The 23,419-nt window shown below is 70.5% G+C and carries 22 protein-coding genes; 12 read left to right on the top strand and 10 right to left on the bottom strand.

The genetic code is table 11. The features are described from left to right. Window positions 1-156: 156 nt before the first annotated feature. The 6 genes from AC07PA_RS03615 to AC07PA_RS03590 all read left to right on the top strand — a co-directional run bounded on the left by AC07PA_RS03615 (window position 157) and on the right by AC07PA_RS03590 (window position 4,022). A complete protein-coding gene (locus AC07PA_RS03615) occupies window positions 157-321 on the top strand; it encodes a DUF1328 domain-containing protein (RefSeq protein ID WP_007860309.1) in 165 nt (54 codons plus the stop codon). A gap of 55 nt (window positions 322-376) precedes the next feature. Further along, complete coding sequence (locus AC07PA_RS03610) at window positions 377-766, top strand: DUF883 domain-containing protein (RefSeq protein ID WP_145695635.1); 390 nt, start codon at window positions 377-379, stop codon at window positions 764-766. Between the two features lie 28 nt (window positions 767-794). After that, window positions 795-1,358, top strand: coding sequence for a ferritin-like domain-containing protein (locus AC07PA_RS03605; protein ID WP_494604221.1), 564 nt, complete (start codon window positions 795-797; stop codon window positions 1,356-1,358). A gap of 123 nt (window positions 1,359-1,481) precedes the next feature. Further along, window positions 1,482-1,799 (top strand): BON domain-containing protein, encoded by a 318-nt coding sequence (locus AC07PA_RS03600; RefSeq protein ID WP_494604219.1) that lies wholly within the window; start codon window positions 1,482-1,484, stop codon window positions 1,797-1,799. 295 nt (window positions 1,800-2,094) lie between these two features. Beyond that, window positions 2,095-3,219 (top strand): zinc-binding metallopeptidase family protein, encoded by a 1,125-nt coding sequence (locus AC07PA_RS03595; protein WP_494604217.1) that lies wholly within the window; start codon window positions 2,095-2,097, stop codon window positions 3,217-3,219. Between the two features lie 53 nt (window positions 3,220-3,272). Next, the gene (locus tag AC07PA_RS03590) at window positions 3,273-4,022 is read left to right on the top strand and encodes an alpha/beta fold hydrolase (protein ID WP_494604215.1); all 750 of its coding nucleotides are present in this window, start codon (window positions 3,273-3,275) and stop codon (window positions 4,020-4,022) included. Window positions 4,023-4,198: 176 nt separating this feature from the next. On the opposite strand, the gene coaD is transcribed toward AC07PA_RS03590, so the two are convergent. The 4 genes from coaD to AC07PA_RS03570 all read right to left on the bottom strand — a co-directional run bounded on the left by coaD (window position 4,199) and on the right by AC07PA_RS03570 (window position 8,672). After that, window positions 4,199-4,702, bottom strand: a complete 504-nt coding sequence (gene coaD, locus AC07PA_RS03585; RefSeq protein ID WP_007861533.1) for a pantetheine-phosphate adenylyltransferase — start codon at window positions 4,700-4,702, stop codon at window positions 4,199-4,201. 411 nt (window positions 4,703-5,113) lie between these two features. Then, the gene (gene rsmD / locus AC07PA_RS03580) at window positions 5,114-5,833 is read right to left on the bottom strand and encodes a 16S rRNA (guanine(966)-N(2))-methyltransferase RsmD (RefSeq protein WP_007861532.1); all 720 of its coding nucleotides are present in this window, start codon (window positions 5,831-5,833) and stop codon (window positions 5,114-5,116) included. Continuing rightward, window positions 5,830-7,176, bottom strand: coding sequence for a M16 family metallopeptidase (locus tag AC07PA_RS03575; protein WP_494604212.1), 1,347 nt, complete (start codon window positions 7,174-7,176; stop codon window positions 5,830-5,832). The genes rsmD and AC07PA_RS03575 overlap by 4 nt, the downstream gene beginning before the upstream one ends. A 17-nt stretch (window positions 7,177-7,193) precedes the next feature. After that, window positions 7,194-8,672: a M16 family metallopeptidase gene (locus AC07PA_RS03570; RefSeq protein ID WP_494604210.1), complete on the bottom strand. Its 1,479-nt coding sequence runs from the start codon at window positions 8,670-8,672 to the stop codon at window positions 7,194-7,196. A gap of 27 nt (window positions 8,673-8,699) precedes the next feature. Between AC07PA_RS03570 and ftsY the strand changes: the two genes are divergently transcribed. Further along, window positions 8,700-10,121, top strand: coding sequence for a signal recognition particle-docking protein FtsY (gene ftsY / locus AC07PA_RS03565; RefSeq protein WP_494604208.1), 1,422 nt, complete (start codon window positions 8,700-8,702; stop codon window positions 10,119-10,121). Window positions 10,122-10,238: 117 nt separating this feature from the next. Next, window positions 10,239-12,107 carry a diguanylate cyclase domain-containing protein gene (locus tag AC07PA_RS03560; RefSeq protein WP_494604206.1) on the top strand — a complete coding sequence of 623 codons (1,869 nt, stop codon included), beginning with the start codon at window positions 10,239-10,241 and terminating at the stop codon, window positions 12,105-12,107. Window positions 12,108-12,122: 15 nt separating this feature from the next. Here the strand turns inward: AC07PA_RS03560 and AC07PA_RS03555 are convergent, their stop codons facing one another. Together AC07PA_RS03555 and AC07PA_RS03550 are read right to left on the bottom strand one after the other, a co-directional pair. Then, window positions 12,123-12,344: a DUF7661 family protein gene (locus AC07PA_RS03555; protein ID WP_007861526.1), complete on the bottom strand. Its 222-nt coding sequence runs from the start codon at window positions 12,342-12,344 to the stop codon at window positions 12,123-12,125. Between the two features lie 75 nt (window positions 12,345-12,419). Further along, entirely contained in the window at window positions 12,420-13,700 is a 1,281-nt protein-coding gene (locus AC07PA_RS03550) for an SGNH/GDSL hydrolase family protein (protein WP_494604204.1), read from the bottom strand. A 106-nt stretch (window positions 13,701-13,806) separates the two neighbouring features. On the opposite strand from AC07PA_RS03550, the gene AC07PA_RS03545 reads away from it, so the two are divergent. Beyond that, a complete protein-coding gene (locus AC07PA_RS03545) occupies window positions 13,807-14,727 on the top strand; it encodes a LysR family transcriptional regulator (protein WP_494604202.1) in 921 nt (306 codons plus the stop codon). Here AC07PA_RS03545 and AC07PA_RS03540 read toward each other — a convergent pair. After that, window positions 14,696-16,084: a sigma-54-dependent transcriptional regulator gene (locus tag AC07PA_RS03540; RefSeq protein WP_494604200.1), complete on the bottom strand. Its 1,389-nt coding sequence runs from the start codon at window positions 16,082-16,084 to the stop codon at window positions 14,696-14,698. The genes AC07PA_RS03545 and AC07PA_RS03540 overlap by 32 nt on opposite strands. After that, complete coding sequence (locus tag AC07PA_RS03535; protein WP_494604198.1) at window positions 16,068-17,876, bottom strand: sensor histidine kinase; 1,809 nt, start codon at window positions 17,874-17,876, stop codon at window positions 16,068-16,070. The genes AC07PA_RS03540 and AC07PA_RS03535 overlap by 17 nt, the downstream gene beginning before the upstream one ends. Window positions 17,877-18,064: 188 nt before the next feature. Between AC07PA_RS03535 and AC07PA_RS03530 the strand changes: the two genes are divergently transcribed. Both AC07PA_RS03530 and AC07PA_RS03525 read left to right on the top strand, forming a co-directional pair. After that, window positions 18,065-18,706, top strand: a complete 642-nt coding sequence (locus AC07PA_RS03530) for a DUF4166 domain-containing protein (RefSeq protein WP_494604196.1) — start codon at window positions 18,065-18,067, stop codon at window positions 18,704-18,706. A gap of 19 nt (window positions 18,707-18,725) precedes the next feature. Next, window positions 18,726-20,192, top strand: a complete 1,467-nt coding sequence (locus AC07PA_RS03525) for a TIGR01777 family oxidoreductase (protein WP_494604194.1) — start codon at window positions 18,726-18,728, stop codon at window positions 20,190-20,192. A 22-nt stretch (window positions 20,193-20,214) separates the two neighbouring features. Here AC07PA_RS03525 and AC07PA_RS03520 read toward each other — a convergent pair whose 3' ends face one another. After that, on the bottom strand, window positions 20,215-20,853 hold the full coding sequence (locus AC07PA_RS03520; protein WP_494604192.1) for a cysteine hydrolase family protein: 639 nt from the start codon (window positions 20,851-20,853) through the stop codon (window positions 20,215-20,217). 98 nt (window positions 20,854-20,951) lie between these two features. Between AC07PA_RS03520 and AC07PA_RS03515 the strand changes: the two genes are divergently transcribed. Beyond that, window positions 20,952-21,929 (top strand): GlxA family transcriptional regulator, encoded by a 978-nt coding sequence (locus AC07PA_RS03515; protein WP_007850613.1) that lies wholly within the window; start codon window positions 20,952-20,954, stop codon window positions 21,927-21,929. Between the two features lie 51 nt (window positions 21,930-21,980). On the opposite strand, the gene AC07PA_RS03510 is transcribed toward AC07PA_RS03515, so the two are convergent. Continuing rightward, window positions 21,981-23,303 carry a lipase family protein gene (locus AC07PA_RS03510; protein WP_494604189.1) on the bottom strand — a complete coding sequence of 441 codons (1,323 nt, stop codon included), beginning with the start codon at window positions 23,301-23,303 and terminating at the stop codon, window positions 21,981-21,983. Window positions 23,304-23,419 lie beyond the last annotated feature (116 nt).

Raw genomic sequence — 23,419 nt, 5'->3', positions numbered from 1 at the left:
CCGTGTCCTACACACCAGGCGTCCGGGCACCGACAAATGGGCGCGCCGGCCACCGGCATTCCAGCCGACAGGGGCCCCCTACATTGGACCCAGGCGCCAAGAAAAGAAAGGCGCTCCACCACTCGCCGGACTTCCGGCACCAACAAGGAGAAGCACATGCTGCACTACGCCGTCGTTTTCCTGGTCATCGCACTGATCGCAGCCATCTTCGGCTTCGGCGGCATTGCCGCTGGTGCCGTGGGCATTGCCAAGATCCTGTTCTTCGTGTTCGTGATCATGGCTGTCGTCACCTTCGTCATGGGCCTGCTGCGAAGGGGCTGAGTGCCCCGGACCGAGCTGACCGAACATCCCATCGTCTACACCAAGGAGTGACCCAATGACCATCCAAACCGCCACCAACAAGGTTGCCGCAGGAGCCCGCAGCCTCGCCGACGACGTGCTGCAAAGCGCTCAGGACGCAGTGCAAACCACGCGCAGCGTCGCCAACGACTCGCTGGACAAGGCCGAGAACAAGGTACGTGCCCTGCGCCGCGAGGCCGACCCGGCCATCGACGACCTAGCCGCCCGCGCCCAGGAACTGGCCAGCCGCAGCATCGACTATGCCGCCGACGCCAGCGCCCGTGCCCGCCGCCAGGTGCAGGAAGTGGCCGATGCCACCAGCAAGTACGTGGCCGAGCAGCCGGGCAAGTCCATCTTGATCGCAGCGGGAGTTGGGGCACTCACGGCGAGCCTGATCTTGATGGCCTCGCGCCGCCGGGCCTACTGAGCTGTACCGTCCCCTTTCAGGCTTTGCCATGAACACCCAAAACAATAACGATCCCCACGGTCAGCGCGCTCGCAAGATGGTGCTCGATGAGTCAGCCCTCAAGGCCGCGGCCACGAGCAACCTGGACGACGGGGCTGTCACCCCCGCGTTCGCGGAGCATCGCGAGGACATCATCTCGCTGCTCAATGACGCCCTGGCCACCGAATTGGTGTGCGTGTTGCGCTACAAGCGCCACCACTTCACGGCCCACGGCCTGTCATCGCCGGCCATCGCCAGTGAATTCATGGTCCATGCCAACGAAGAGTCCGGCCACGCTGACCAGATTGCACGGCGCATCGTGCAGCTCGGTGGCGAACCCGACTTTGCGCCTGACACCCTGCTCTCGCGCAGCCATGCGCAGTACGACACCTCCTCGGACCTCAAGGCCATGGTGCGTGCCAACCTGGTTGCAGAGCGTGTGGCCGTGGAGGCCTACCGCCAGATGATCGATCTCATCGGCGACAAGGACCCCACGACGCGCCGCATGCTCGAAGGCATCCTGGCCGACGAGGAAGAGCATGCCGATGAACTGAAAGACCTGCTGGAGCAATAGGCCTACCCGCCCGCTGCTCCAGCATCCCACAGCCTACCGGTCATGGAGGGTGCAAAAGACCGACAGGCTGCACTTGAAAAAAAGCACCCGCGTTTGCCAACAACCAACCCAGAAGGACAAATCATGAAATACGCACGTGCCCTCGCTTTTGCCGCCGTCGCCGGCATCACCATCGTCACCTCCACCGGATGCTCGGTCGCGCGCGACCAGCAGACCGTCGGTGCCTATGTCGACGACGCCGGCATCACCACCGCCGTGAAGGCCAAGATGGCCGAAGACAAGACGGTATCGGCCACCTCGATCAGCGTGGAAACGCTCAACGGCACGGTGCAGCTGTCGGGCTTCGCCAAGTCGGCCTCTGAAAAGAACCAGGCCGAAAACATCGCCCGCAACACCAAGCATGTGCGCGAAGTGCGCAACAGCATCGTAGTCCGTCCGTAATAGGGGACACCCCCTGAGGCGCTGCGCGCCTTCACCCCTCTCTCATATTGCTTCGCAATCTGGGAGGGGGACGCCCCCAGCGCAAGCGCTGGATATGCCGCCTTCGCGGCGGGGCGGCCCTTGCGCGGGGGCGCTGGCATAGGCCACGCCCATTGCAAAGGACAGGAACAATCAGCTGGCCCTGCCTCACCGCATGGCCCGCTTTTGCCATTGCGGCATGGCTTGTAGCTCCATTTGCATGGAAGACCCTCCAATGAGTCCACTGCCGCGCAGCGTCTGGGTTTAAGCTCACACCATGCGGGTATTCAATTGCGACCATTGCGGTCATCTGGTGTTTTTCGACAGCGTGCAATGCCTGCACTGTGGCAGCGCGCTGGCCTTCCTGCCAGACCAGCTGACGATGGCGGCTCTCACGCCCGCGCCCCAGGATGGCCCCGACCTGTGGCGGCGCCTGGGTGAACGCGGCACGGCGCAGTACAGCGGCCGGCTGTACCGCATGTGCCACAACCACACCACCTACGACGCCTGCAACTTCGCGGTGCCGTCCAACGACTATGCCCAGCTGTGCGTCTCGTGCCGGCAGACGCGCCTGCTGCCCGATCTGTCGGACCTGGCCAACCTGCGCCGCTGGAAGCAGATCGAGGGGGCCAAGCGCCAGCTGTTCTACACCCTTGCGCGCCTGGGGCTGGAGCCGGTGCCCGGTCGCTCGGGCCCGGTGTTCGAGTTCCTGGCGGACCTGCTGGGCGGGCCGGCCATCCTCACCGGCCACCAGGGCGGCACCATCACCCTCAACGTCGCCGAGGCCGATGACGACGAGCGCGCGCGCCGGCGCATCGCCCTGGGCGAGCCCTACCGCACCCTCATCGGCCACCTGCGCCACGAGTCTGGCCACTTCTACTGGGACCAACTGGTGCGCGACGGGCAGCGGCTCGACGCCTTCCGCAACCTGTTCGGCGACGAGCGCCAGGACTATGCCGCAGCGCTCGACGCGCACTATGCCAAGGGCAGCAACGGCAACGACTGGTTCCTGAACCACGTCAGTGCCTACGCCGCCGCCCACCCGTGGGAAGACTGGGCCGAGACCTGGGCCCACTACCTGCACATGGTGGACCTGCTGGAGACCGCCGCCAGCTACCAGACCGCCGTGACCGTGCCCGACCCCCACATGGCCCTGCGCCACCACGTGACCGACCCGTTCGCAGCCAGCCATCCGGACTTCCAGGACCTGGTGCGCCAATGGGTGCCGCTGACCTTGCTGCTCAACAGCCTGAACCGCAGCCTGGGGCAGGACGACGCCTACCCGTTTGCCCTGTCGTCCGGCGCCATGGTCAAGCTGCGCTTCGTGCACGACCTGGTGCAGGAGGCGCAGCAGCCTGCCGACAGCGGTGCGCCCCACCTGGCCACCAGTGCGCTGGAGTGACCCGCGGACCAAGCCACACCGACGCTGACGACCTGAAGACCGACCCGAAGACGATGACGATGACCCGCAATCCACCGCCCAGCCCCGCACCGCAACTTTTGCTCATTCCCGGCCTGGCGGGGGATGCGACGATGTGGCGCTTCCAGAGCGCTGTACTGCCTGCGGCCCTGCGCCCGGAGATCACCGAGGTGCACACCCGGCCCGAGGCCACGACCGTGCAAGCCATGGCGGCCCTGCTGCTGGAACAATACCCCGGCTTCCTGCTGCTGTGCGGCGCCTCGATGGGTGGCATGGTCGCCATGGAAGCCGCACGGCAGGCCCCGGGCCGCGTCCTCGGGCTGGCTTTGCTGGGCACCACGGCCCGGCCGGAGACGGCCGAGATGCAGGCGCTGCGCGAAGCGGCGATCGCACTGTTCGAGCAGGGGCGCGTGCGCGAGGTGATCGAGCCCAACGTGGCCTTCGCCTTCCACCCCACGAGCGCAGCGCGCGCCGACCTGGTGCAGGACTACCTCGATTTCGTGCTGCGCGCGGGCGCCGAACAACTGGTGCGGCAGAACCGCGCCGTCATCGCGCGGCCCGATGCCCGGCTGCACCTGCCCGAGGTGAAATGCCCGGTGCTGGTGGTCTGCGGCGAGGCCGACCAGCTCACGCCCCTGACCTGCTCCGAGGAAATCGCAGGCCTGGTCCCCGGCGCCGAGTTCGAGGTGGTGGCCGACTGCGGCCACATGCTGACCATGGAACGGCCCGAGGTGGTCAACACCCTGTTGACACAATGGCTCCAGCGCGGCGGCTGGACTGCATAGGGTACAACCCCCTGAGGCGCTGCGCGCCTTCACCCCTTCTCTCGAATGGCTGCGCCATTCGGGAAGGGGGACACCGCCAGCGCGGCGGGGCGGCCCTTGCGCGGCGGTCTTGGCTTAGGCAGCGCGCCGTTCAAATGTTGGCTGGTAACGCAAGAGCCGTACGCAAACCGGCCAGATCATGGTTGGGGCGCCAGGCTGCGGACCTTGACGGCCAGCCGCTCCTCCACCGAGGGCGAGACGAACTTGGTCACCTCGCCGCCGAGCACCGCGATCTCGCGCACGAAGGTGCTGCTGATGAACTGGTACTTGTCGCTGGGGGTCAGGAACACGGTTTCCACCTGGGGCATCAGGCTGCGGTTCATGCCCGCGAGCTGGAATTCGTAGTCGAAGTCGGTCACGGCGCGCAGGCCGCGCACCATGGCCTTGCCGCCGCGCGAGACGACGAAGTCGCGCAGCAGGCCCGAAAAGCTCTCCACCTGCACCTGGGGGTAGGCCTTGACCGCCTCGCGCACCATGTCGATGCGCTCGTCCAGGCTGAACAGGGTCTTCTTGTGGTGGCCCGCAGCCACGGCGACGATCACGCGTTCGAACAACTGGGTGGCCCTGCGCACCACGTCCTCATGGCCCAGGGTGATGGGATCGAAGGTTCCGGGATAGACGGCGAGCACGTTCTGGGCCATGGCGGGTTGTCTCCTGTACGGCGAAATGGGCACTGGCCCCGGCCTCTTGTGGGCCTGCCGGGCCGCTTGGCCGCATTATGCAGTGCACTGCAACATAGAGCCTGGCTGCAGCCTTTTCGGCGCTGCGTTGGAGCGAAATCGGTAAGGGTGGATGCGCGGGGTGCGCCGCATGGACCGTGCTCGTTCAAACAGCCAAGACGTTCAATCGCCCGATTTCGCCCCAACCCTTCGGGCAAGCGACTTGCCGGGCGGTCTGCGGCGTTGCGGCGCTTGTTGATAGCCGGGCTATCAACTGCGCACCGCGCCTAGCATCCCATCCCGGCAAGGCACTTGCGCAGCGCCGAAAAGACTGCAGCCAGACTCCCGCCCTGTCACCCGACGGCTCAAGGCGCACGCCGGCGCGAACGAAGCTCAGCTGGCGTCGCCCGGCGTGCTGGCGGCGCCCACGGGCCGCAGCAGGTGCGCATGCACCGCACCGGCCTTGAGGTGGCGGTACACCACCAGGCCGCTGGCGGCCAGGCCCTCGTCGGTCCAGGCGACGGGCGCCTCCAGGTAGACATAGCCGCCGGCCGCCACGGCCTTGCCGGCCGCCTGCAGTGCCGAATCGAACAGGTTGCCGTCGAACGGTGGGTCGATCAGCACCAGGTCCAGGCTGGCCGGTGCGGCCTGGCGCAGCGCGGCAATGCCATCGCCGCGCTGCACGCGCACGGCCTTGGCCTCCAGGCGCTGCTGCAGGGTGTTGAGCTGCGCCACCAGCGCCGCATCGCTCTCCACCAGCTGCACGGCGGCCGCACCGCGCGAGGCGGCTTCCAAGCCCAGGGCGCCGGTGCCGGCAAAGGCGTCCAGGCAGCGCCAGCCCGCGAGGTCCTGGCCGAGCCAGTTGAACAGGGTCTCGCGCACGCGGTCAGGAGTGGGCCGCAGGCCCGGGCGCTGGGCCACGGGCAGGCGCGTGCGCTTCCATTGCCCGCCGATGATGCGGATTTCGCCCGCACCCTTGGGGGCCGCGGCGGCCGCCTTTTTGTCCTTGGCAACCGCCTTGGCACCGGCCTTGGGGGCAGGCGCGGCGGCCGCTGCCTGGGCCTTGCGGATCTCGGCATTGATGGCGCCGCCGCGCAGGGTCGAGCGGCTCATGGCTTGCCCCCCACCACCACGGTCACCATGCGCTCGGGCTGCAGCTTGCGCTGCATGGCGGCGCGGATGTCGGCCACCGTGAGCGCATCCACGCGCTGGGTCCAGCGGTCCAGATAGTCGAGCGGCAGGTCGTTCCAGGCGATGTTGGCCACGTTGCCCAGGAGCTTCTTGTTGCTGTCGATGCGCAGCGCGAAGCCGCCGATCAGGTTGTCCTTGGCGGCGCGCAGCTCGGCCTCGGTCGGGCCTTCGGCCACGAAGCGGGCCAGCACGTCGCGCGAGACCTTCACGGCCTGGGCCGCCTGGTCGGGGCGCGTCTGCAGGCCGATGGTGAAGGCCCCGGCATGCAGGCCGCCCGCGAAGTAGCTGTACACGCTGTAGCTCAGGCCGCGCTTTTCGCGCACCTCCTCGGTCAGGCGCGAGACGAAGCCGCCGCCGCCCAGGATGTGGTTGCCCACCAGCAGCGCGATGAAGTCGGGGTCGCGGCGGGGAAAGCCGGGCTGGCCGATCAGCACATGCGCCTGCGCCGAGGCAAACGGGATGTTCTTTTCCTCGGGCGCGGTCAGCGCGGCGATCTCGCCCACGGCGGGCAGGGGCGCGCAGGCCGATGCCGCGGGCAGGCGCGCCAGCAGCGTGGCCACCAGGGTCTGGGCCTGGGCCCGCGTGACGGCACCGACGATGCTCACCTTGGCGCGGCAGGCCGCGATGGCGCTGGCGTGGAAGGCCTGCATGTCGGCCACGTTGATGCGCGCCAGCGTCTCTTCCGTGGTGCGCACGCCATAGGGGTGGCTGCCGTACACCGCAGCGCCAAAGGCCTTTTCGGCCACGGTGGCGGGGCGGGTGTTCGACTCCTTGATGCTCGCGCTCCAGCGCGCCCGGTCACGCGCCCAGATGTCGCCCGGCCAGCTCGGCTCGGCGATCTGGCGTGCCGCCAGGCGCGCGGCCTTGTCCAGCAGCGGCGCCTCGGTCAGCGAGCGCAGCGAAAAGTGCATGGCATCGCTGTCGGCACCGGCCTCGAAGCTCGCGCCCAGGTCGGCCCAGGCCTCGCCCAGGGCGTTCTCGTCGAGCGCGGGCTCTGCGCCCTGCGCCTTCACGCCCTTGGAGGCCATGGAGGCCGTGGCGCTGGCCAGGCCGGCCTGCGCCGCCGGGTCGCGGCGGCTGCCGGCGTCGAAGTCGATCTGCACGTCCACCATGGGGATGACGGGGCTTTCCACCAGCCACACGCGGGCGCCATTGGGCTCCGTCCAGTGCTGGATGGGCAGCAGGGCCCAGGCCGAGCCGCAGTAGAACAGCGCGCTGCTGCTGGCCAGCACGGTGCCGACCGCCAGTTTCTTGAAATTGATCATGGGTGGGGGACCGGGGTTCAGTGGCGAGCAGCACCGGCCTTGGGGGCCGGGCGGGGACGGGGGGCATCGAGCGGTTGCGGCAGCAGCGTGGCCACGGTGAGCTGGTCGTCGCCGAAGTACTTGGCGGCCACGGCCTGCACCTGCTCTGGCGTGACCTTGCGCGCCAGCTCCAGCAGGCGCTCCTCGGCGTCGAGCGGGAAGCCCTGCACCCAGTTGCTGCCCAGTTCCTGCGCCTGGCTGTGGACCGAGTCGCGCTCGTAGACGGTGGAGGCGATCCACTGCGTCTTCACGCGCTCCAGTTCGGCCTGGCTCACGCCATCGCGCGCCACGCGCGCCACCTCGGCGCGCAGGCCCTCCTCGACCTGCTGCGCGGTCTTGCCACCGGTGGGCACGCCGGTGAACATGAACAGCGCCGGCCCGCGCCCCGTGACCATGGCCGAACTGCCCACGCTGTCGGCCACGCGGTTCTCGCCCTGGCTCAGGGCGCGCTCCAGGCGCGCACCGTCGTAGCCGCTGAACACGGCCGACAACATCAACAGGGCCAGCGCGTCGGTGTCGGACTCCTGCAGGTCCTGCAGGCGCTCCAGGGCCGGCACGCGAAAGGCCAGGGCCACATAGCCTTGTTCGGCCGGTGCCTTCACCGCAATGCGGCGCAGGCCCTGCTGCACCGGCTCCACGCGGGGCTTGCGCACGGGCAGCGCGTGGGTGGGCAGCTTGCCATAGTATTTTTCGGCCAGCGCGCGCACCTTGGCCACGTCCACGTCACCGGCCACCACCACGGCGGCGTTGGTGGGCGTGTACCACTGGCGGTGGAAGGCGCGCACGTCGTCCGGCGTCATGGCGTCGAGGTCGCTCATCCAGCCCACGATGGGGCGGCGGTAGGGCGCGGCGGTGAAGGTGGCGGCAAACAGCTGCTCGGCCAGCATGGCCCGCGGCTGGTCCTCGGTGCGCATGCGGCGCTCCTCCTTGACCACCTCGATTTCCTTCTTGAACTCTGCGTCGGGCCACTGGTTGTGGGCAAACCGGTCCGACTCCAGGCGCATCACGTCCTCGAGCCGGTTGGCCGGGATCTGCTGGTAGTAACCCGTGTAGTCGCGGCTGGTGAAGGCGTTCTCGCGCCCGCCCAGGGCCGCCACGCGCCGCGAGAAGTCACCCGGCGGCACGGTCTTGGAGCCCTTGAACATCATGTGCTCGAGCACATGGGCCACGCCCGAGGTGCCGTCCACCTCGTCCATGGAGCCCACCCGCACCCAGACCATGTGCACCGCCGTGGGGGCGCGGTGGTCGGGCTGCACGATGAGTTGCATGCCGTTGGCCAGCGTGAACTGCTGCGCCCCGGAGGCCGTGGCACGCGGCCCGCCGCCTCCCGGCCCGGACGGCGCCACAACGGCCCCGCCCGCTGCAGACGATGGATGGGAACCCGGAGAAACCACCGCGGTGGTGGCTCCGGCGCCGAAGCAGGCCAGCAGGCCCAGTAGGGTGAAAGCACGTTTCATAGAATGGCTGATTCTAAGAACCCGCCAATGTTCAGTTTTTTCAAGAAAAAGCCCCCCACCTCGCCCGCCCCTGCCGATGAGCCCCCATCGGTGGCCGCGCCCGGAGCCCCGGCACCTGCTTCCTCACCCGCGGCCCAGCCCGAGCCACCTGCGCCCCAGCCGGCCCCGGCCCCGGCGCCCGCACCGGCCATCCCCGGCCTGGGCTGGCTGCGCAACCCCTTTGGCGGCAAGGCGGAGCCTGCGCCGGCGCAGCCCATTGCGCCGGTACCGGCCCCCGCACCCACGCCTGTCCCAAGCCCTGCACTGCCCCCTGCCCCCACGGCAGCGCCCGTGCCTGCGGCGCCAGCCCCCTGGGCACCCCCTGCCACCATTGCGCCGGTGGCCGCCCCCGTGCCAACGCCCACGCCGGCAGCACCGGCCCCCTGGGTGCCGTCCCCTGCACCGGCCCCGGTGGCCCCTTCCGTGGCGGCTCCAGCCCCCGTGGTGCGCCCACCGGCGCCCCTGCCCGCACCCGTACCCGTCGTACCCGCACCTGCGCCCGTGGTGGCCGAGCGCAAGGGCTGGCTCGACCGGCTCAAGCTCGGCCTGCGCAAGACCGGCAGCAGCATCGCCACCGTGTTCACCGGCACGCAGATCGACGATGCCCTGTACGAAGAGCTCGAAGAAGCCCTGCTCATGGCCGATACCGGCGTCAAGGCGACACAGCACCTGCTGACCGACCTCAAGCGCCGCGTCAAGGACAGCAAGACCACCGACCCGGCCCTGGTCAAGGGCCTGCTGGCCGATGCCCTGGCCGACCTGCTGCGCCCGCTGGAGAAATCCCTGGTGATCGGCCAGTTCACGCCCACCGTGATCATGGTGGCGGGCGTCAACGGCGCGGGCAAGACCACCTCCATCGGCAAGCTCACGCGCCACCTCTCGGGCGAAGGCGCGGCCGTGCTGCTGGCGGCGGCCGACACCTTCCGTGCGGCGGCGCGCGAGCAGCTCGGCGTCTGGGCCGACCGCAACACGGTGGAGATCGTGAGCCAGGAGGGCGGCGACCCTGCCGCCGTGAGCTTCGACGCGGTGACCGCCGGCAAGGCCCGGGGCAAGGACGTGGTGCTGGTCGACACGGCCGGGCGCCTGCCCACGCAGCTGCACCTGATGGAAGAGCTCAAGAAGATCCGCCGCGTGGTGACCAAGGCCGATGCCACGGCCCCGCACGAGGTGCTGCTGGTGATCGACGGCAACACTGGCCAGAACGCTCTGGCCCAGGTGCGTGCCTTCGACGATGCGCTGCAGCTCACCGGCCTGATCGTCACCAAGCTCGACGGCACCGCCAAGGGCGGGGTGCTGGCCGCCATCGCGCAGGAGCGCCCGATCCCCGTGTACTTCATCGGCGTGGGCGAAAAGCTCGAAGACCTCGAAACCTTCAATGCCCGCGAATTCGCCCAGGCGCTGCTGACCTGAGGAGGAGCCGGGCGCCATGGCCGACGGCATGGCGGAAAACCCGGGCAAAAATAGCATTTACCGCTGGCAGCAATTGCCACATGATGGAACTTCGCTCACGGGCTGCGGGGAGGTTCCTTGTTCGTCGAACTGGTCAAAGGCGCGGCCCTGCTGCTGGCACTGTGCTTTCTGCACGGGGCCAACATCCGCCTGTGGCGCAGGCACCCCCGGGTGGGCAAGGCCTTCTCGGGGCTGTTGTTCGGCGGCATCTGCATCGTGGGCATGCTCTCGCCCCTGACCATTTCGCCCGGCGTCATCATCGATGCGCGTTCGGTGGTGCTGTGCATGGCGGGACTGTTCGGCGGCACCACGGTGGCGCTGATCGCCGGGGCCCTGTCGGCCGCCTGGCGCATGTGGCTGGGCGGTGCCGGGGCCCTCGTCGGGGTGCTGAGCATTGCCACCTGCGTGGCCGCCGGCCTCGCCTACCGCCATGCGCGCCAGCGCTGGCAACTGGGCGTGGGCATCTGGCCGCTGCTGGTTTTCGGCGTGCTGCTGCACCTGGCGGTGGTCGGGCTGTTCCAGGCGCTGCCAGCCGAGGTGGCGGCGCGCATCAATGACACCGTGGCCGTGCCTTACCTGATGATCTTTCCGGTGGCCACCGCCATGCTGGGCCTGCTGCTGCGCGACGTGGAGCAGCGCCAGGCCACCGACTTCGCCCTGGTGGGCAGCGCCGCCCGCCTGCGGGCCATCACCCAGGCGATCCCCGATGCGCTGGTGGTGCTCGACGCCCAGGGCCGCTGCATGGAGCTTTTTTCACACCACGAAGGCATGCATGCCGCAGGGGCGCCGCAGCGCGTGGGCCAGCGCATGCACGACATGCTGCCCTCCAGCGAGGCCCAGCGGCTGGGGCAGCTGCTGCAGGACACGCTGGCCGCGGGCGCACCGCGCAAGCTCGAATACACGGTGTACACGGCCTCGGGCATCCGCTACTTCGAAGGGCGGGCGCAGCCCCTGGGCACCGAAGTCGATGGCCAGGCGGCCGTGCTCTTCCTGGCGCGCGACATCACCGAGCGCTGGCAGGCGCAGCAGGCGCTGCACGAATCGGAGCTGCGCTTTCGCTCGCTGCTGCTGGGCATCCCTTCGGTGTCGGTGCAGGGCTACCGGGCCGATGGCACCACCACTTACTGGAACAAGGCCTCGGAGGAGCTGTACGGCTACACCGAGCAGGAGGCCCTGGGCAAGAACCTGCTGGAGCTGATCATCCCCGAGCCCATGCACGAGGCCGTGGCGGCCCAGGTCGCGCACATGTTCAGCTCGGGCGAACCCATTCCCGCGGGCGAGCTGCGCCTCGAACGCAAGGACGGCTCGCCGGTGGACGTGTTCTCAAGCCACGCCTACGTGCATGTGCCAGGCCAGGAGCCGGAGATGTTCTGCATCGACATCGACATCTCCCGGCGCAAGGCCGCCGAGGAAGAGGCGCGCCGCCTGGCCCTGTACGACACCCTGACCCAGCTGCCCAACCGGCGCCTGCTGACCGACCGGCTGGAGCAGGTGATGGCGGCCAGCAGCCGCAGCGGCCAGATCGCGGCCGCCCTGTTCATCGACCTGGACCATTTCAAGGCCCTCAACGACAGCCGCGGCCACGCGGTGGGCGACCTGCTGCTGCGCGAGGTGGCCACGCGCCTGCGCGCCTGCGTGCGCGAGCAGGACACCGTGGCCCGCCTGGGCGGGGACGAGTTCGTGGTGCTGCTGCAAAGCCTGGGCCAGGACGCCCCTGAGGCCACCGACAAGGCACGGGCCGTGGGCGAGAGCATGCTGGCCGCCCTGCGCGAACCCTACGACCTCGGCGGGCAGCCCTACCACTGCGAGGCCAGCATCGGCGTGAGCCTGGTGTCCGGCCACACCCTGACGGTGGACGAGGTGCTGCGCCAGGCCGACAACGCGATGTACCAGGCCAAGACCATGGGGCGCAACCGGCTGTATGTGTACCTTGCCGAAGCAGGATGATCCCGCACCTCGCCGCTAGCTGATGCGGTGCACCTCGCCGTTGTGCGGCATGGCGCTTTCGTGGAACAGGTCGGCCAGGTACTGGGCCAGCTCGTCGGCCTCGATGAAATCGGGCACCACCCACCCGGCCGGCGCGCGCTTGCCGTCCGCGCCGATCAGGAACGACTGCCACTGTGCGCCGTGGCGCTGCACTTCGACGATGCGGCCAAAGACGTTGAAGCGGGGGTGCTGGGACATCGGGCTTCTCCAGAAAAACGCTGCCACCCGGGCGCAGCTGTCCACCGGTTGTAGCAGGTTCCTGGTGGGCGGACCTCAGCGCCCCAGCAGCGCCTCCAGGTCGACGGCCGCGGCCATGGCGCGGTAGCCTGCATCCCCAGGGTGCAGGTGGTCGCCGGAGTCCATCTCGGCGCGCAGGTGCGAGGGACGGGCCGGGTCGCGCAGCAGCGCATCGAAGTCGACCACGGCGTCGAAGGCCCCGGCCTCGCGGATCCAGCGGTTCACGGCCTGGCGCACGGCGTCCTTCTCGGGCGAGTAATGGCCCGCCAGCGGCGTGCCGGCCAGCGCATCGCCGAACGGCGGGATGGTGCCGCCCACCACACGCACATTGTGGGTGCGGGCCATGGCGATGAGCTGGCGGTAGCCCTGCACCAGTTCCTCGGCGCGCAGCGCCGGCTCCCCGGGCGCGAAGGGGCCACCGGGCCAGCCGATGTCGTTGGTGCCCAGCAGCACGACGAGGGCGCGCACACCCGGCTGGGCGAACACGTCCTGCGTGGCCCGCGTGAGGCCTGCGCGGCCCATGCCGTCACGCAGCAGCCTGCCGCCGGAGATGCCGGCATTGAGCACGGCCACGCCCTGCCCGGCCAGGCGCTCGGCCAGCGCATCGGGCCAGCGCGCATTCGCACCGGGCGTGGCGCCGTTGCCATCGGTGATGGAGTCGCCGAGCACCACCACGGCGGCGGCGGGTGCCGGGGTCTGTACCGCCAGGCCGCTCACATAGACGCGGGTGCTCCACGCGGTGGCTGTAGCCGGCAGCTGCAGGGCGGCGGTGTGCTCGCCCTCGGCCACGTAGGCCGTCTGGCGTGCATCGAAGTGGAAGCCCGCGGGCGCGCTGGGCTGGGGCAGGTACAGCGACACGGCGACCTCGGCCAGCGCAGGCAGGGGCAGGTCCACCGGGTCGCTGACCCAGCGCGCACCGGGCGGCACCACGGTGGCGGCCTGGCCGCCGAAAAGCAGCGGGCGGTCCGTGCCCGGCACGGTGGCCGATCCCCCAGCACCCTGGGCATGGCGCGCCACGCGCGCCGCGCCGATGTGCAGCGGCACGCTGCTGCCCTCGTTGCTCAGCACCACGCGCAGCTGCGTGCCGCCGATGCTCAGGCGCGCCACCTGGCGGATGGTCTGCCGGTGGTGCTGGAAGGGCAGGCCCAGCGGCAGCACGAAGTCGCCGCCCCACAGGGGCTGGGGGGCGGCCATCCAGCTCGGGCTCCAGTGTTCCGCGGTTGCAGCCGGGGGTGCAGCAACGGCGTGGCCTGCGGCAACGGCCAGTGCCAGCATGGCGTGGCGCATGCGTGCGGTGATTTTCGAAGGGGGCTTCATGGGTACAAATCCTCGGATGGGCTGAAAGAGGTGCCACTGTCTTGCATTCCACGATTCATGAACAGACGGCAAAATGGCATGCTCATCATTCGATTTAAGAATACCCATGGACACCCTGCGTGCGCTCGCGGCCTTCGTTCACAGCGTGGAGCTGGGCAGCCTGTCGGGCGCGGCGCGCGCCATGCACACCACCCAGCCCACGGTGAGCAAGCTGTTGGCGGGGCTGGAGCAGTCGCTGGGCGTGCGCCTGCTGCGCCGGGCCCCGGCGGGGCTGAGCCTGACCGAAGAAGGCCAGCGCTTTCACGAGCACGCGCGGCGCATGCTCGAAGCCCATGACGAGGCCGTGGCCGATGTGCACCAGCGCACCGCACAGCCCCGCGGCCTGCTGCGCGTGAGCGCGCCGGTGGCCCTGGGCCAGTGCCGGCTCAACGCCATGGCCGGCGAGTTCCTGGCCACCTACCCCGACATCGCGCTGGAGCTGGTCCTGGACGACCGCTTCATCCACCCGCTGGAGGAGCGCATCGACGTCTCGCTGCGCCTGGGCGGCCCCCTGCCCCAGGACCTGGTCGCCCGCCACCTGGGCACTTGGCCGCGCGTGCTGGTGGCCGCGCCGGCCTATCTGGCCGCACGCGGCAAACCGCGCCAGCCGCAGGACCTGCTGGTGCACGATTACCTGCGCTACGCGGCCGGCGACGATGGGGTGGTGCTGCAGGGCCCGGCCGGCCCCGTGAACGTGCCGGTGCACAGCCGCTACCGCGTGAACCATGCCGTGGCCCTGCTCGAAAGCGTGCTGGCCGGTGCCGGCATCTCGCTGCAGCCCACCTGGATGGTGGCCGAGCTGCTGGCCGATGGCCGGCTGGTGCGCGTGCTGCCCCGGTACACAGGCCCGGCGCAGCAGGCGCACCTGCTCTACGCCGCGCGCCCCTACCAGCCCCAGCGCGTGCGCGTGCTGGTGGAATTTTTGAGCGAGCGCGTGGGCCGTTTGCCCGGGAAAGCTAGCGCAGGCCGAGGCGCGCCAGCTTCTTGATCAGCCCCACGCGCGAAATGCCCAGGCGCCGCGCGGCTTCGGACTGGTTGCCACCGGCCGACTGCATGGCGTCGCGCACCAGCCGGCGCTCCAGCTCGGCCAGCGCCGCGTCGAGCGGCCCCAAGCCTTCCAGCGGGGCTGCGGATTCGGCGGCGCCGTGGTGGCCCTCGTCCGCCTCGCCTGCGGCCAGGCGCAGCAGCGGTGCGTCGACCTCGGGCTGGTCCTGGAGCAGCAGCGCGCCCGCGGCCTCGATCAGCGCCTTGAGCTCGCGCACATTGCCCGGCCATTCGCGCGCGGCCAGCCAGGCCAGGGCATCGCCCGACAAGCCGGCGCGCGGCGCCACGCGGTGCAAAAAGCGCGTGGCCAGCAGCGGCACGTCGGCCGGCCGCTCGCTGAGCGCCGGAGTGCGCAGCACCACGCCCTTGAGGCGGTAGTACAGGTCTTCGCGAAAGCTGCCGTCGCGCACCATGGCCTCCAGGTCGCGGTGCGTGGCGGCCACCACGCGCACCTCGGCCTTCTTCTGGCTGCGACCCCCCACAGGCACGAAGGTGCCCTCCTGCAGAAAGCGCAGCAGCTTGACCTGCATGGGCGGCGGCATTTCGCCCACCTCGTCGAGGAACAGGGTGCCGCCATGGGCCACCTCGACCAGGCCCGGCTGGTCACGGTAGGCGCCGGTGAAGCTGCCCTTGAGGTGGCCGAAGAGCTCGCTCTCCAGCAGCTCGGCCGACAGCGCACCGCAGTGGATGGCGACAAAGCCGCTGGCCGACTGCGGGCTGCAGGCGTGCAGGGCGCGCGCCACCAGCTCCTTGCCGCTGCCGGTGGGGCCCAGCACCAGCACGCTGACCCGCGTGGGCCCCACGCGCCGCACCATGGCGCGCAGCTGCACGGTGGCCTGGGCCTGGCCGATGAGGCCCATGTCGTCGCCGGCCTGCACCGCGCGCAGGGCGCGCAGCTCGGCATCGAGCTTCGCCTTGCGCAGCGCCCGCCCGATGACGAAGCGCAGCATGTCCGGGTCGATGGGCTTGGTGAGGAAGTCCCAGGCACCGAGCTCGGCGGCGCGCAGGGCCAGCTCGTGGTCGCCGTGGCCGGACCAGACGATCACCGGCACCCGCGCGAAGCGGGGCACCAGCGCCAGCCCGGCTTCGGGGTCCATCGACGGCGGCATGGCCAGGTCCAGCAGCACCAGGTCGGGCGCCGGCTGCGTGGCGAAGGCGGCCAAGGCCTGCTCGGCGTCGCCCGCCACCAGCACCTCGTGGCCCAGCCCGCGCAAGAAGTTGGCGCCCAGGCGCTGGAAGGCCGGCTCGTCGTCGACCAGCAGGATGCGACCGCTGTCCGCAGCGTCAGGAGGGGTGTGCATGGTTCAGGGGGAAGCTCAGGGTGAAACAGGTGGTCCAGGGCGGCCGCTGCGTGAGCGCCACCGTGCCCCCGTGGGCCGACAGGGTGCGCGCCACGATGGCCAGGCCCAGGCCCGTGCCGCCGGGGCTGCGCGATGCGAAGGGTTCGAACAGCCGGTGGCGGATCTCCTCGGGCACGCCCTGGCCGTCGTCGCAGACATGCAGCAGCACGGCATCGGCGCGCTGCTCGGCGTCGATGTGCACGGCCACCGGGGCCTCGGCGCCGGATGCGGCGCGTGCGTTCTCAAGCAGGTTGGTCAGCGCCTGGTCCACGCGCCGCGGGTCGCCATCGATCATGAGCGGCTCCTGCAGGGCAGCGCCCAGCGTGCAGTGCGGCAGCCTGGCGGCGGCAGCGCGCACCTGGGCCGCCAGGTCGTAGCGCTGGGGCACCAGCTTCCAGGGCTTGGCATAGTCGAGCAGGTCGTTGCTCAGGTGGGCGATGCGCCCCACCTGGCTGGCCACCTCGCGGCGCACCTCGGGCGAGGCCGTGGCCACCGCCATGGCAATGATGTTGAGCGGGTTGCGGATGTCGTGCGCCACGGTGGCGGCCAGCGAGCCCAGCTCGGCCAGGCGCGCCTGCAGCTGGCGCTCACGCTCGCGCGCTGCGATCTGCTCGCCCTGGGCCACGCGCTCGGCGGAATCGGCGACCACCGTGCCGAACAGCTCGGCCACACGCCGCGGCCCCGGGGGCGCGGCCTCCCAGCCGTGCAGGGTGATGGCCCAGCCGGAGCCCGAGCGCGTGCCCAGCAGGCAGGGCATGTCGCCGGGGGGCGGGGCAGCGCCGTCGTCCAGCAGCACCCGCACCTGGGTGCCCGTGCGGCGGCTGAGCAAGGTGCTGGCCTCGTTCTCCAGTGCCGGCATGCTGTCGGCCGACTGCAGCGCCTGGCGCCAGGACTGCAGGTCGGCCGCCGAGACCGCGCCGCCCGGGTAGACCAGGCGCTCGGCGAACTGGCGCACGGGGCCGTTCAGCGCAATGCAGCTGGCCGCCACCACCAGGCCACCGGCCCAGCGCGATTCGATGGGCAGCAGCGGAATCAGCGCCACCATGGCCGCGCCCGCGGCCAGCAGCAGGGCCCAGGCGAGCGCACGGCGCGCCCAGGCGTTGGACACGAAGACGCCGTAGCGCAGGATGCCGTAGACCAGGATCACGGGATAGAACGGCAGCCCCAGCAGCGGGTAAGGGTAGACCGGCAGGTCCAGGATCACGATGCCGTAGCCGGCCAGGCACAAGAGGCCCCACAGGCAGGACGCGGTCACCGCCGCGATCTGGTTGAAGGCCGGCCGCCGGGCGCGCGCCAGCGCCGTGAGCAGCACGGCGACCCCGCCGGTGCCCAGGACGACCCAAGCCAGGCTGGCCGTCCAGCCCACCGTGTTGGCGATGGCGATGTAGCCCACATGGGGCTTGTGGACCAGCTCGGCCGGCAGCAGCACCTGCGCCACCAGGGTCGCCGAGCCACCCAGCACATAGGCCGCCGCCACGCCCCAGCGCGGCAGCGGCACGCGGCAGAACACCACGCAGAAGTGGAAGAAGAAGGCCGAGGTGAGGGGCGCAAAGGCCAGCAGCGCGAAGGTCAGCGGCTGGTGCTCCGGCCCGATCCAGTTGGGCAGCTCGTTGCCCGTGATCCAGATGGCGATGCCGGTCAGGAAGGCGGCCAGCAGCCGGGCGCCGGCCACCCGGTCGGCCCACCACAGCAGCATGCCGGCCAGGGCCAGGGTTTCGACGATCGAGAAGCCAAGGACGGCGCGGATGAGCATGGGATGGCGTGCAGGCAGGCGGTGCGAAAGACCTGTCGCCAGCGTTGACAACAGGGCCTGCGCGTACTGTAAACGAAGTATGCAAGTCACTGGCAAAAAGCCAAATGAATCAACGACTTGCGGTAGCGCGGCGGGCTGGCCCGGTTTTCGCAGAAGAAGGAGCAGACAGCCCCCACAGGAAACCCGCCATGCCCTCCACCGCCCTGCCCTCCTTCGCCCCCGCAGCCGACGCCGTGCGGCACCTCGACCTGGCCGACTACGTGGGTGCCGCGGGCTGGGCCCGCCTGCCGGCCGCCGTGCGGCGGCGCTTCGGTGCCGGCCACCCCGACGTGGACTTCACCGGCCGCATGGACCTGCGCTGCTCCGGCATCGGCCGGGTGTACGCCGGCCTGTCGCGCGCCTTCGGGAGCCCACTTACCGGCCTGCAGGCCTGGGGCCTGGCGGCCACCGTGCGGGTGCGCAGCAACGGCCAGGGCGGCGTGGTGTGGGAACGGGTGTTCGGAGAAGCAGCTGGCGCGGCCACCGTGCGCTCGACCAAGGAGCCCGGCACGGGCGGCCAACTCACGGAGCGCACCGACGGCGGCCTGGCCATGGCCCTCGACGTGTTCGAGGAGGACGGCAGCCTGGTCTTCCAGAGCCGCCGCTTCTTCCTGGCGCTGGGCCGGCTGCGCATCCCGGTACCGCAATGGCTGTCGCCCGGCCAGTGCCGCGTGACCCATACCGACCTGGGTGGCGGCGACTTCCGCTTCACGCTGTCCATGGCGCACCCGCTGTGGGGCGAGACCTTTTACCAGTCGGGTGTCTTCACCGACCCCCTGCAAGTTGAATGAATAAGTGAGTGAGTCCACTATGAATACCGTCTTTCTGCTCCTGTCCTTCCAGTCCGTGCTCGGTGCCTTCGACAACCTCTGGCACCACGAGTGGGAGGCGCGCCTGCCGCAGCGCGTATCGGCGCGCCGCGAACTCGCGCTGCATGCCGCGCGCGAGGCCCTGTACGGGCTGGTCTTCCTGGGCCTGGCCTGGTTCGAATGGCGCGGCGCCATGGCCGGCGTGCTGGCGCTGATTCTGGCGGCCGAGGTGCTGATCACCCTGGCCGACTTTCTGGAAGAGGACCGCACGCGCCGGCTGCCGCCCTTCGAGCGCCTGCTGCACACCGTGCTCACCATCAGCTATGGGGGCTTTGTGGCGCTGATGGTGCCGGTGCTGCAAGATTGGGCTTCGATGAACACCGCACTGCACTTCCACCCCCACGGCTGGGTCTCCTGGCTGTTCACGCTGTACGGCGTGGGCGTGCTGGCGTGGAGCGTGCGCAATGCGCGCGCCGTGCGCCGACTCGGGCGCGCGGTCGCGCAGCAGGCATCGACGCCCGCCCCTGGGGCGCACACGCCGCCACCTGGGCCATCTGGGCCGGCCGTGCTGGTCACCGGCGCCACCGGCTTCGTGGGCAGCGCCCTGGTGCGGCAGTTGCAAGCCGAGGGCCGGCGCGTCATCGCCCTGTCGCGCGATGCGCGCCAGGCGCAGGGCATGTTCGGCCCCGGCGTGTGGGTGGTGGAGCAGCTGGACCAGATCCCTAGCGAAACCCACATCGGCGCCGTGGTGCACCTGGCAGGCGCCCGGGTGCTGGGCCGGCCCTGGACGGCCGCGCGCCGGCGGGAGCTGGTAGAAAGCCGCACGCAGGTGGCCATGGCCCTGGTGCAGCTGATGCGCCGGCTGCAGCAGGTGCCGCAGGTGCTGGTCAGCGCGTCGGCCGTGGGCTACTACGGTGCGGCCAACAACTTCGATGGCGCGGCCCTGGCCGAGGACGGCCCGCCCCGGCCAGGCGAGTTCCAGTCCGACCTGTGTGTGGCCATAGAACACGAGGCCCGGCGCGCCGAGGCCCTGGGCGTGCGTGTGGTGCGGCTGCGCCTGGGCGTGGTGCTGGGCCAGGGCGATGGCGCCTACCCCATGCTCGCATGGAGCGCCCGCTTGGGGCTGGGCGCGGTGCTCGGCTCGGGCCGGCAGCCGGCGCCCTGGATCCACTTGGCCGATGCGCTGGGGCTGATCCGCTTCGGCCTGGCACACCCGGCGCTGGAGGGCGCGGTCAACGCCGTGGCGCCGGACACCCCGTCGCAGGCGGGCTTCAGCCTGGCGCTGGCGCAGTCCTTCGGCCGCCGGGTCTGGCTGCGCATACCGGGGGCGCCGCTGCGCTGGTTGCTGGGCGAGATGGCCACCCTGCTGCTCGACGGGCAGAACCTGGAGCCCCGGGCCGCGCAGCAGGCCGGCTACCGCTTCGAGCACCCGACCCTGGCAGGGGCGCTGCGCGACCTGGCCGGTTGATGGTGGCGGTGGCCAGGCGAACTCAGGCGCGGGCTGCGCGTGCGCGGCCGCGCTGGTTCGACACCACCACGTTGTCCTTGGCCAGGGGCTGGCCATCGCGCACCGCCGCCAGCCAGCCCTCGGTGCTGGCCACCGCGGCGAAGTTGCTCTGAAACACCACGCTGAACACGCGGTGGATCTCCTCGGCGCTGGCATAGCCCGCCGCGTTCTCGTAGGGCAGTGCGCCCGTGGCATCGGCCAGGAACTCCACCGACAGCCCGCGGTGCATGGCCTCGAAGACGGTGGAGGCATCGCAGTTGTGCGTCATGTAGCCGATGACGCTGAGCGTGTCGATGCCGTTGTCGGCGATCCACTGCGCCAGGTCGGTGCCCGTGAACGCGCTGGGCGTGGCCTTGGTGATCAGGTGGTCGCGGTGGCGGCGTGCCACCTCGGGGTGCAGCTGGCCGTTGTGGGCATCGGCCTGGAACACCGGCGCGCCCTTGGGCGCATGGTGCTGCACCACCACCACCTTCACGCCGGCGGCGTGTGCGCCGTCCATGGCCTGCAGGATGCGGGGCAGGCTTTGCTGCACGGGCGGGTATTCGATGGGCAGCAGGCCGCCGTCGAAGTATTCGTTCTGGACATCGATGACGATCAGGGCGCGGCGGGGTGCGGTGGACATGGTCGGTGTTTCCATTGGGGTTGCGATGGAGTGAATCTTAGGCATCACCGCTCTTGGCCGATAGCGGCCCGAATGCCAATCATCGATAGAATCGGGCCATGCTGACCCTACCGCCCCCCGCCCGGCCCGAGACCGTCGCCGTGGTCGCCTTCGACGGCATCAGCCCCTTCCACCTGTCGGTGCCGTGCCTGGTCTTCGGCGAGGACCGCGACGAGGACCGCAGCCACCGCTTCGCGCTCTCGGTCTGCGCCGTAGTGCCCGGCGGGCTGCGCACCAATGCGGGCTTTGCGATCCATGTCGCGCACGGCCTCGAGATACTGCGCAAGGCGCAGATCATCGTCGTGCCCTCGTGGTTCGACGACACGCGCGCGGCACCACCGGAACTGCTGGACGCGCTGCGCCGCGCGCACCACCGCGGCGCCACCATCGTGGGCCTGTGCCTGGGGGCCTTCGTGCTGGCCGAGGCGGGCCTGCTCGAAGGCCGCACGGCCACCACCCACTGGTACCTGGCCGAGCGCTTTTCCGAGCGCTATCCCCACGTGGTGCTACAGCCCGAGGTGCTGTACGTGGACCATGGCGACGTGCTCACCTCGGCCGGCACGGCCGCCGGCATCGACTGCTGCCTGCACCTGCTGCGCGTGCGCCACGGGGCCGATGCGGCCAACCGCGCGGCGCGCCGCATGGTGGTGGCCCCGCACCGCCAGGGCGGCCAGGCGCAGTACATCGAGACCCCCGTGCGCGCCGCGCCCGAGCGCGACCGCCTGGGCCCTGTGGTCGCCTGGATGCTGCACAACCTGCAGCAGCCGCACGACCTCGATGCCCTGGCCGGCAAGGCGCTGATGAGCCGCCGCAGCTTCACGCGCAACTTCCGCGAGGCCATGGGCACCACCGTGGGCCAGTGGCTGCTGCACCAGCGCCTGGCCCTGGCCCAGCGCCTGCTGGAGACCACCGAGGAATCCATCGACGCGGTGGCCGACAAGGCCGGCTTCGGCACCCCGGCCTCGATGCGCCAGCATTTCGCGGCGGCGCTCAAGGTCTCGCCGCTGGCCTACCGCAGGCAGTTCCGCACGACCTGACACCACCAGGTCACCGGACCCGGGGCGGGATGGCCTTGGGGGGCGGTCTGTTTACTTCACCGTATCGAACAGCGCACGCGCCTGCGCAAAGCAGAACGGCGGCGCGTAGCTGCCGTGGTAGCCGCCGTAGTACTTGGCGAAGGCCGGGTTGGCCGGGTCGGTGGGCGCCGCGCCGTTGGTGCCGAAGGTGGCCTGCACCTGGGCGTCCACGTCCACCGCCGTCACGTGGGTGGCGCCGCGCGCGTCGAGCAGGGCCTTGAAGGCCTTCTGGTTGAGCGCGTAGGGGATGGTCGGGTCGCCCGAGCCCTGGCACAGCAGGGTGCGGGCGCGCGGTGTCCAGTCCATCAGGTCGTTGCGTTTGGCCGCCAGGTAGACCGGGTTCTGGTTGTTGGATACATAGTCGGCCAGGAAGGCCGGCTGCAGGATGGCGGCGCGCGCCTGCTCGGGCGATTCGCCGTTGGCACCGGGCAGCGCACCGCTGGCGACCATGGTGGCGACGTTCAGCGTGCGCGAGGGGATCAGGTTCTCGATGGTGTCCGCATACGGCTTGCGAAAGACCGTGTTCACATCCGTGTAGATGTTGCCGTAGGTCTTTTGCCAGGCCGTGATGGCCAGGGGCACGAAGACCTGCACCCCGGCGATGGGCTGGCGGGCCGAGTCCGACACGTTGAACGGTGCCCCCATGAGCGCGGCGCCGACGATGTTGAGCTCGGCCGCGTTGTCGCGCTCGCCGTTGCGCTGCGCGGCCGACGCTGAATGCCCGCCCTGCGAGTAGCCGGCCAGCATGACCTTGCCCGACAGGTTGGCGCCCACGCCCGCCGCCGCATTGCGCGCCGCGCGGATCGAGTCGATCACCGACGCAGCCTCCGAATCGGCATGCAGGTAGGGGTGGTAGGGGAAGGTCGATTTGGCGTAGCCCAGGTAGTCCGTCAGCACCACGGCATAGCCCTGCGCGGCCAGGAAGCCCATGGCCATGCCGGTCTCGGCATCGGTGGCGCTGGCCATGGTGCGCCCCTGGGCCACGTCGGTGCCGCGCGCGTAGGCCACCAGCGGCGCCGGCCCGCTGCAGGCGGTGCCCGTGGGCACCAGCATGGCGCCCGATACGTTGGCGTCGGCGGTCTTCGGGTCCACCGTGCGGTAGTTCAGCGCGACGATCTTCACGTCGCAGCGCGCCTTGCCGGTCAGCGCCTGCAGGCCGCCGGCGGCCATGGCGGCATCGATCTGCGCGGCCGAGAGCGTGGCCACGCTGGCGGGCGCCTCCAGCAGCGCGCCGCGCTGCGGCCCGTCATCGCTGCCACCGCCGCAAGCCGACAGCAGCCCTGCCGATGCGGCCGCCATCGCGCACCACAGTGCATTGCGTTTCATCGCCATCATCTCGTTGTCTCCTTCTTGGTTATGTGTGCATCGCAAGATGCCCACCCCAGTATCGAAGGACCCGGCGCGCGCCGGAATGACGCCATCGGCCAATGGGTGTCCGCTGCGGACACCCC

The organism is Acidovorax sp. GW821-FHT09B03 (assembly GCF_059418305.1).
Note: the sequence above shows the minus strand (reverse complement) of the source record. Positions and strands in the feature narration are given on the sequence as shown.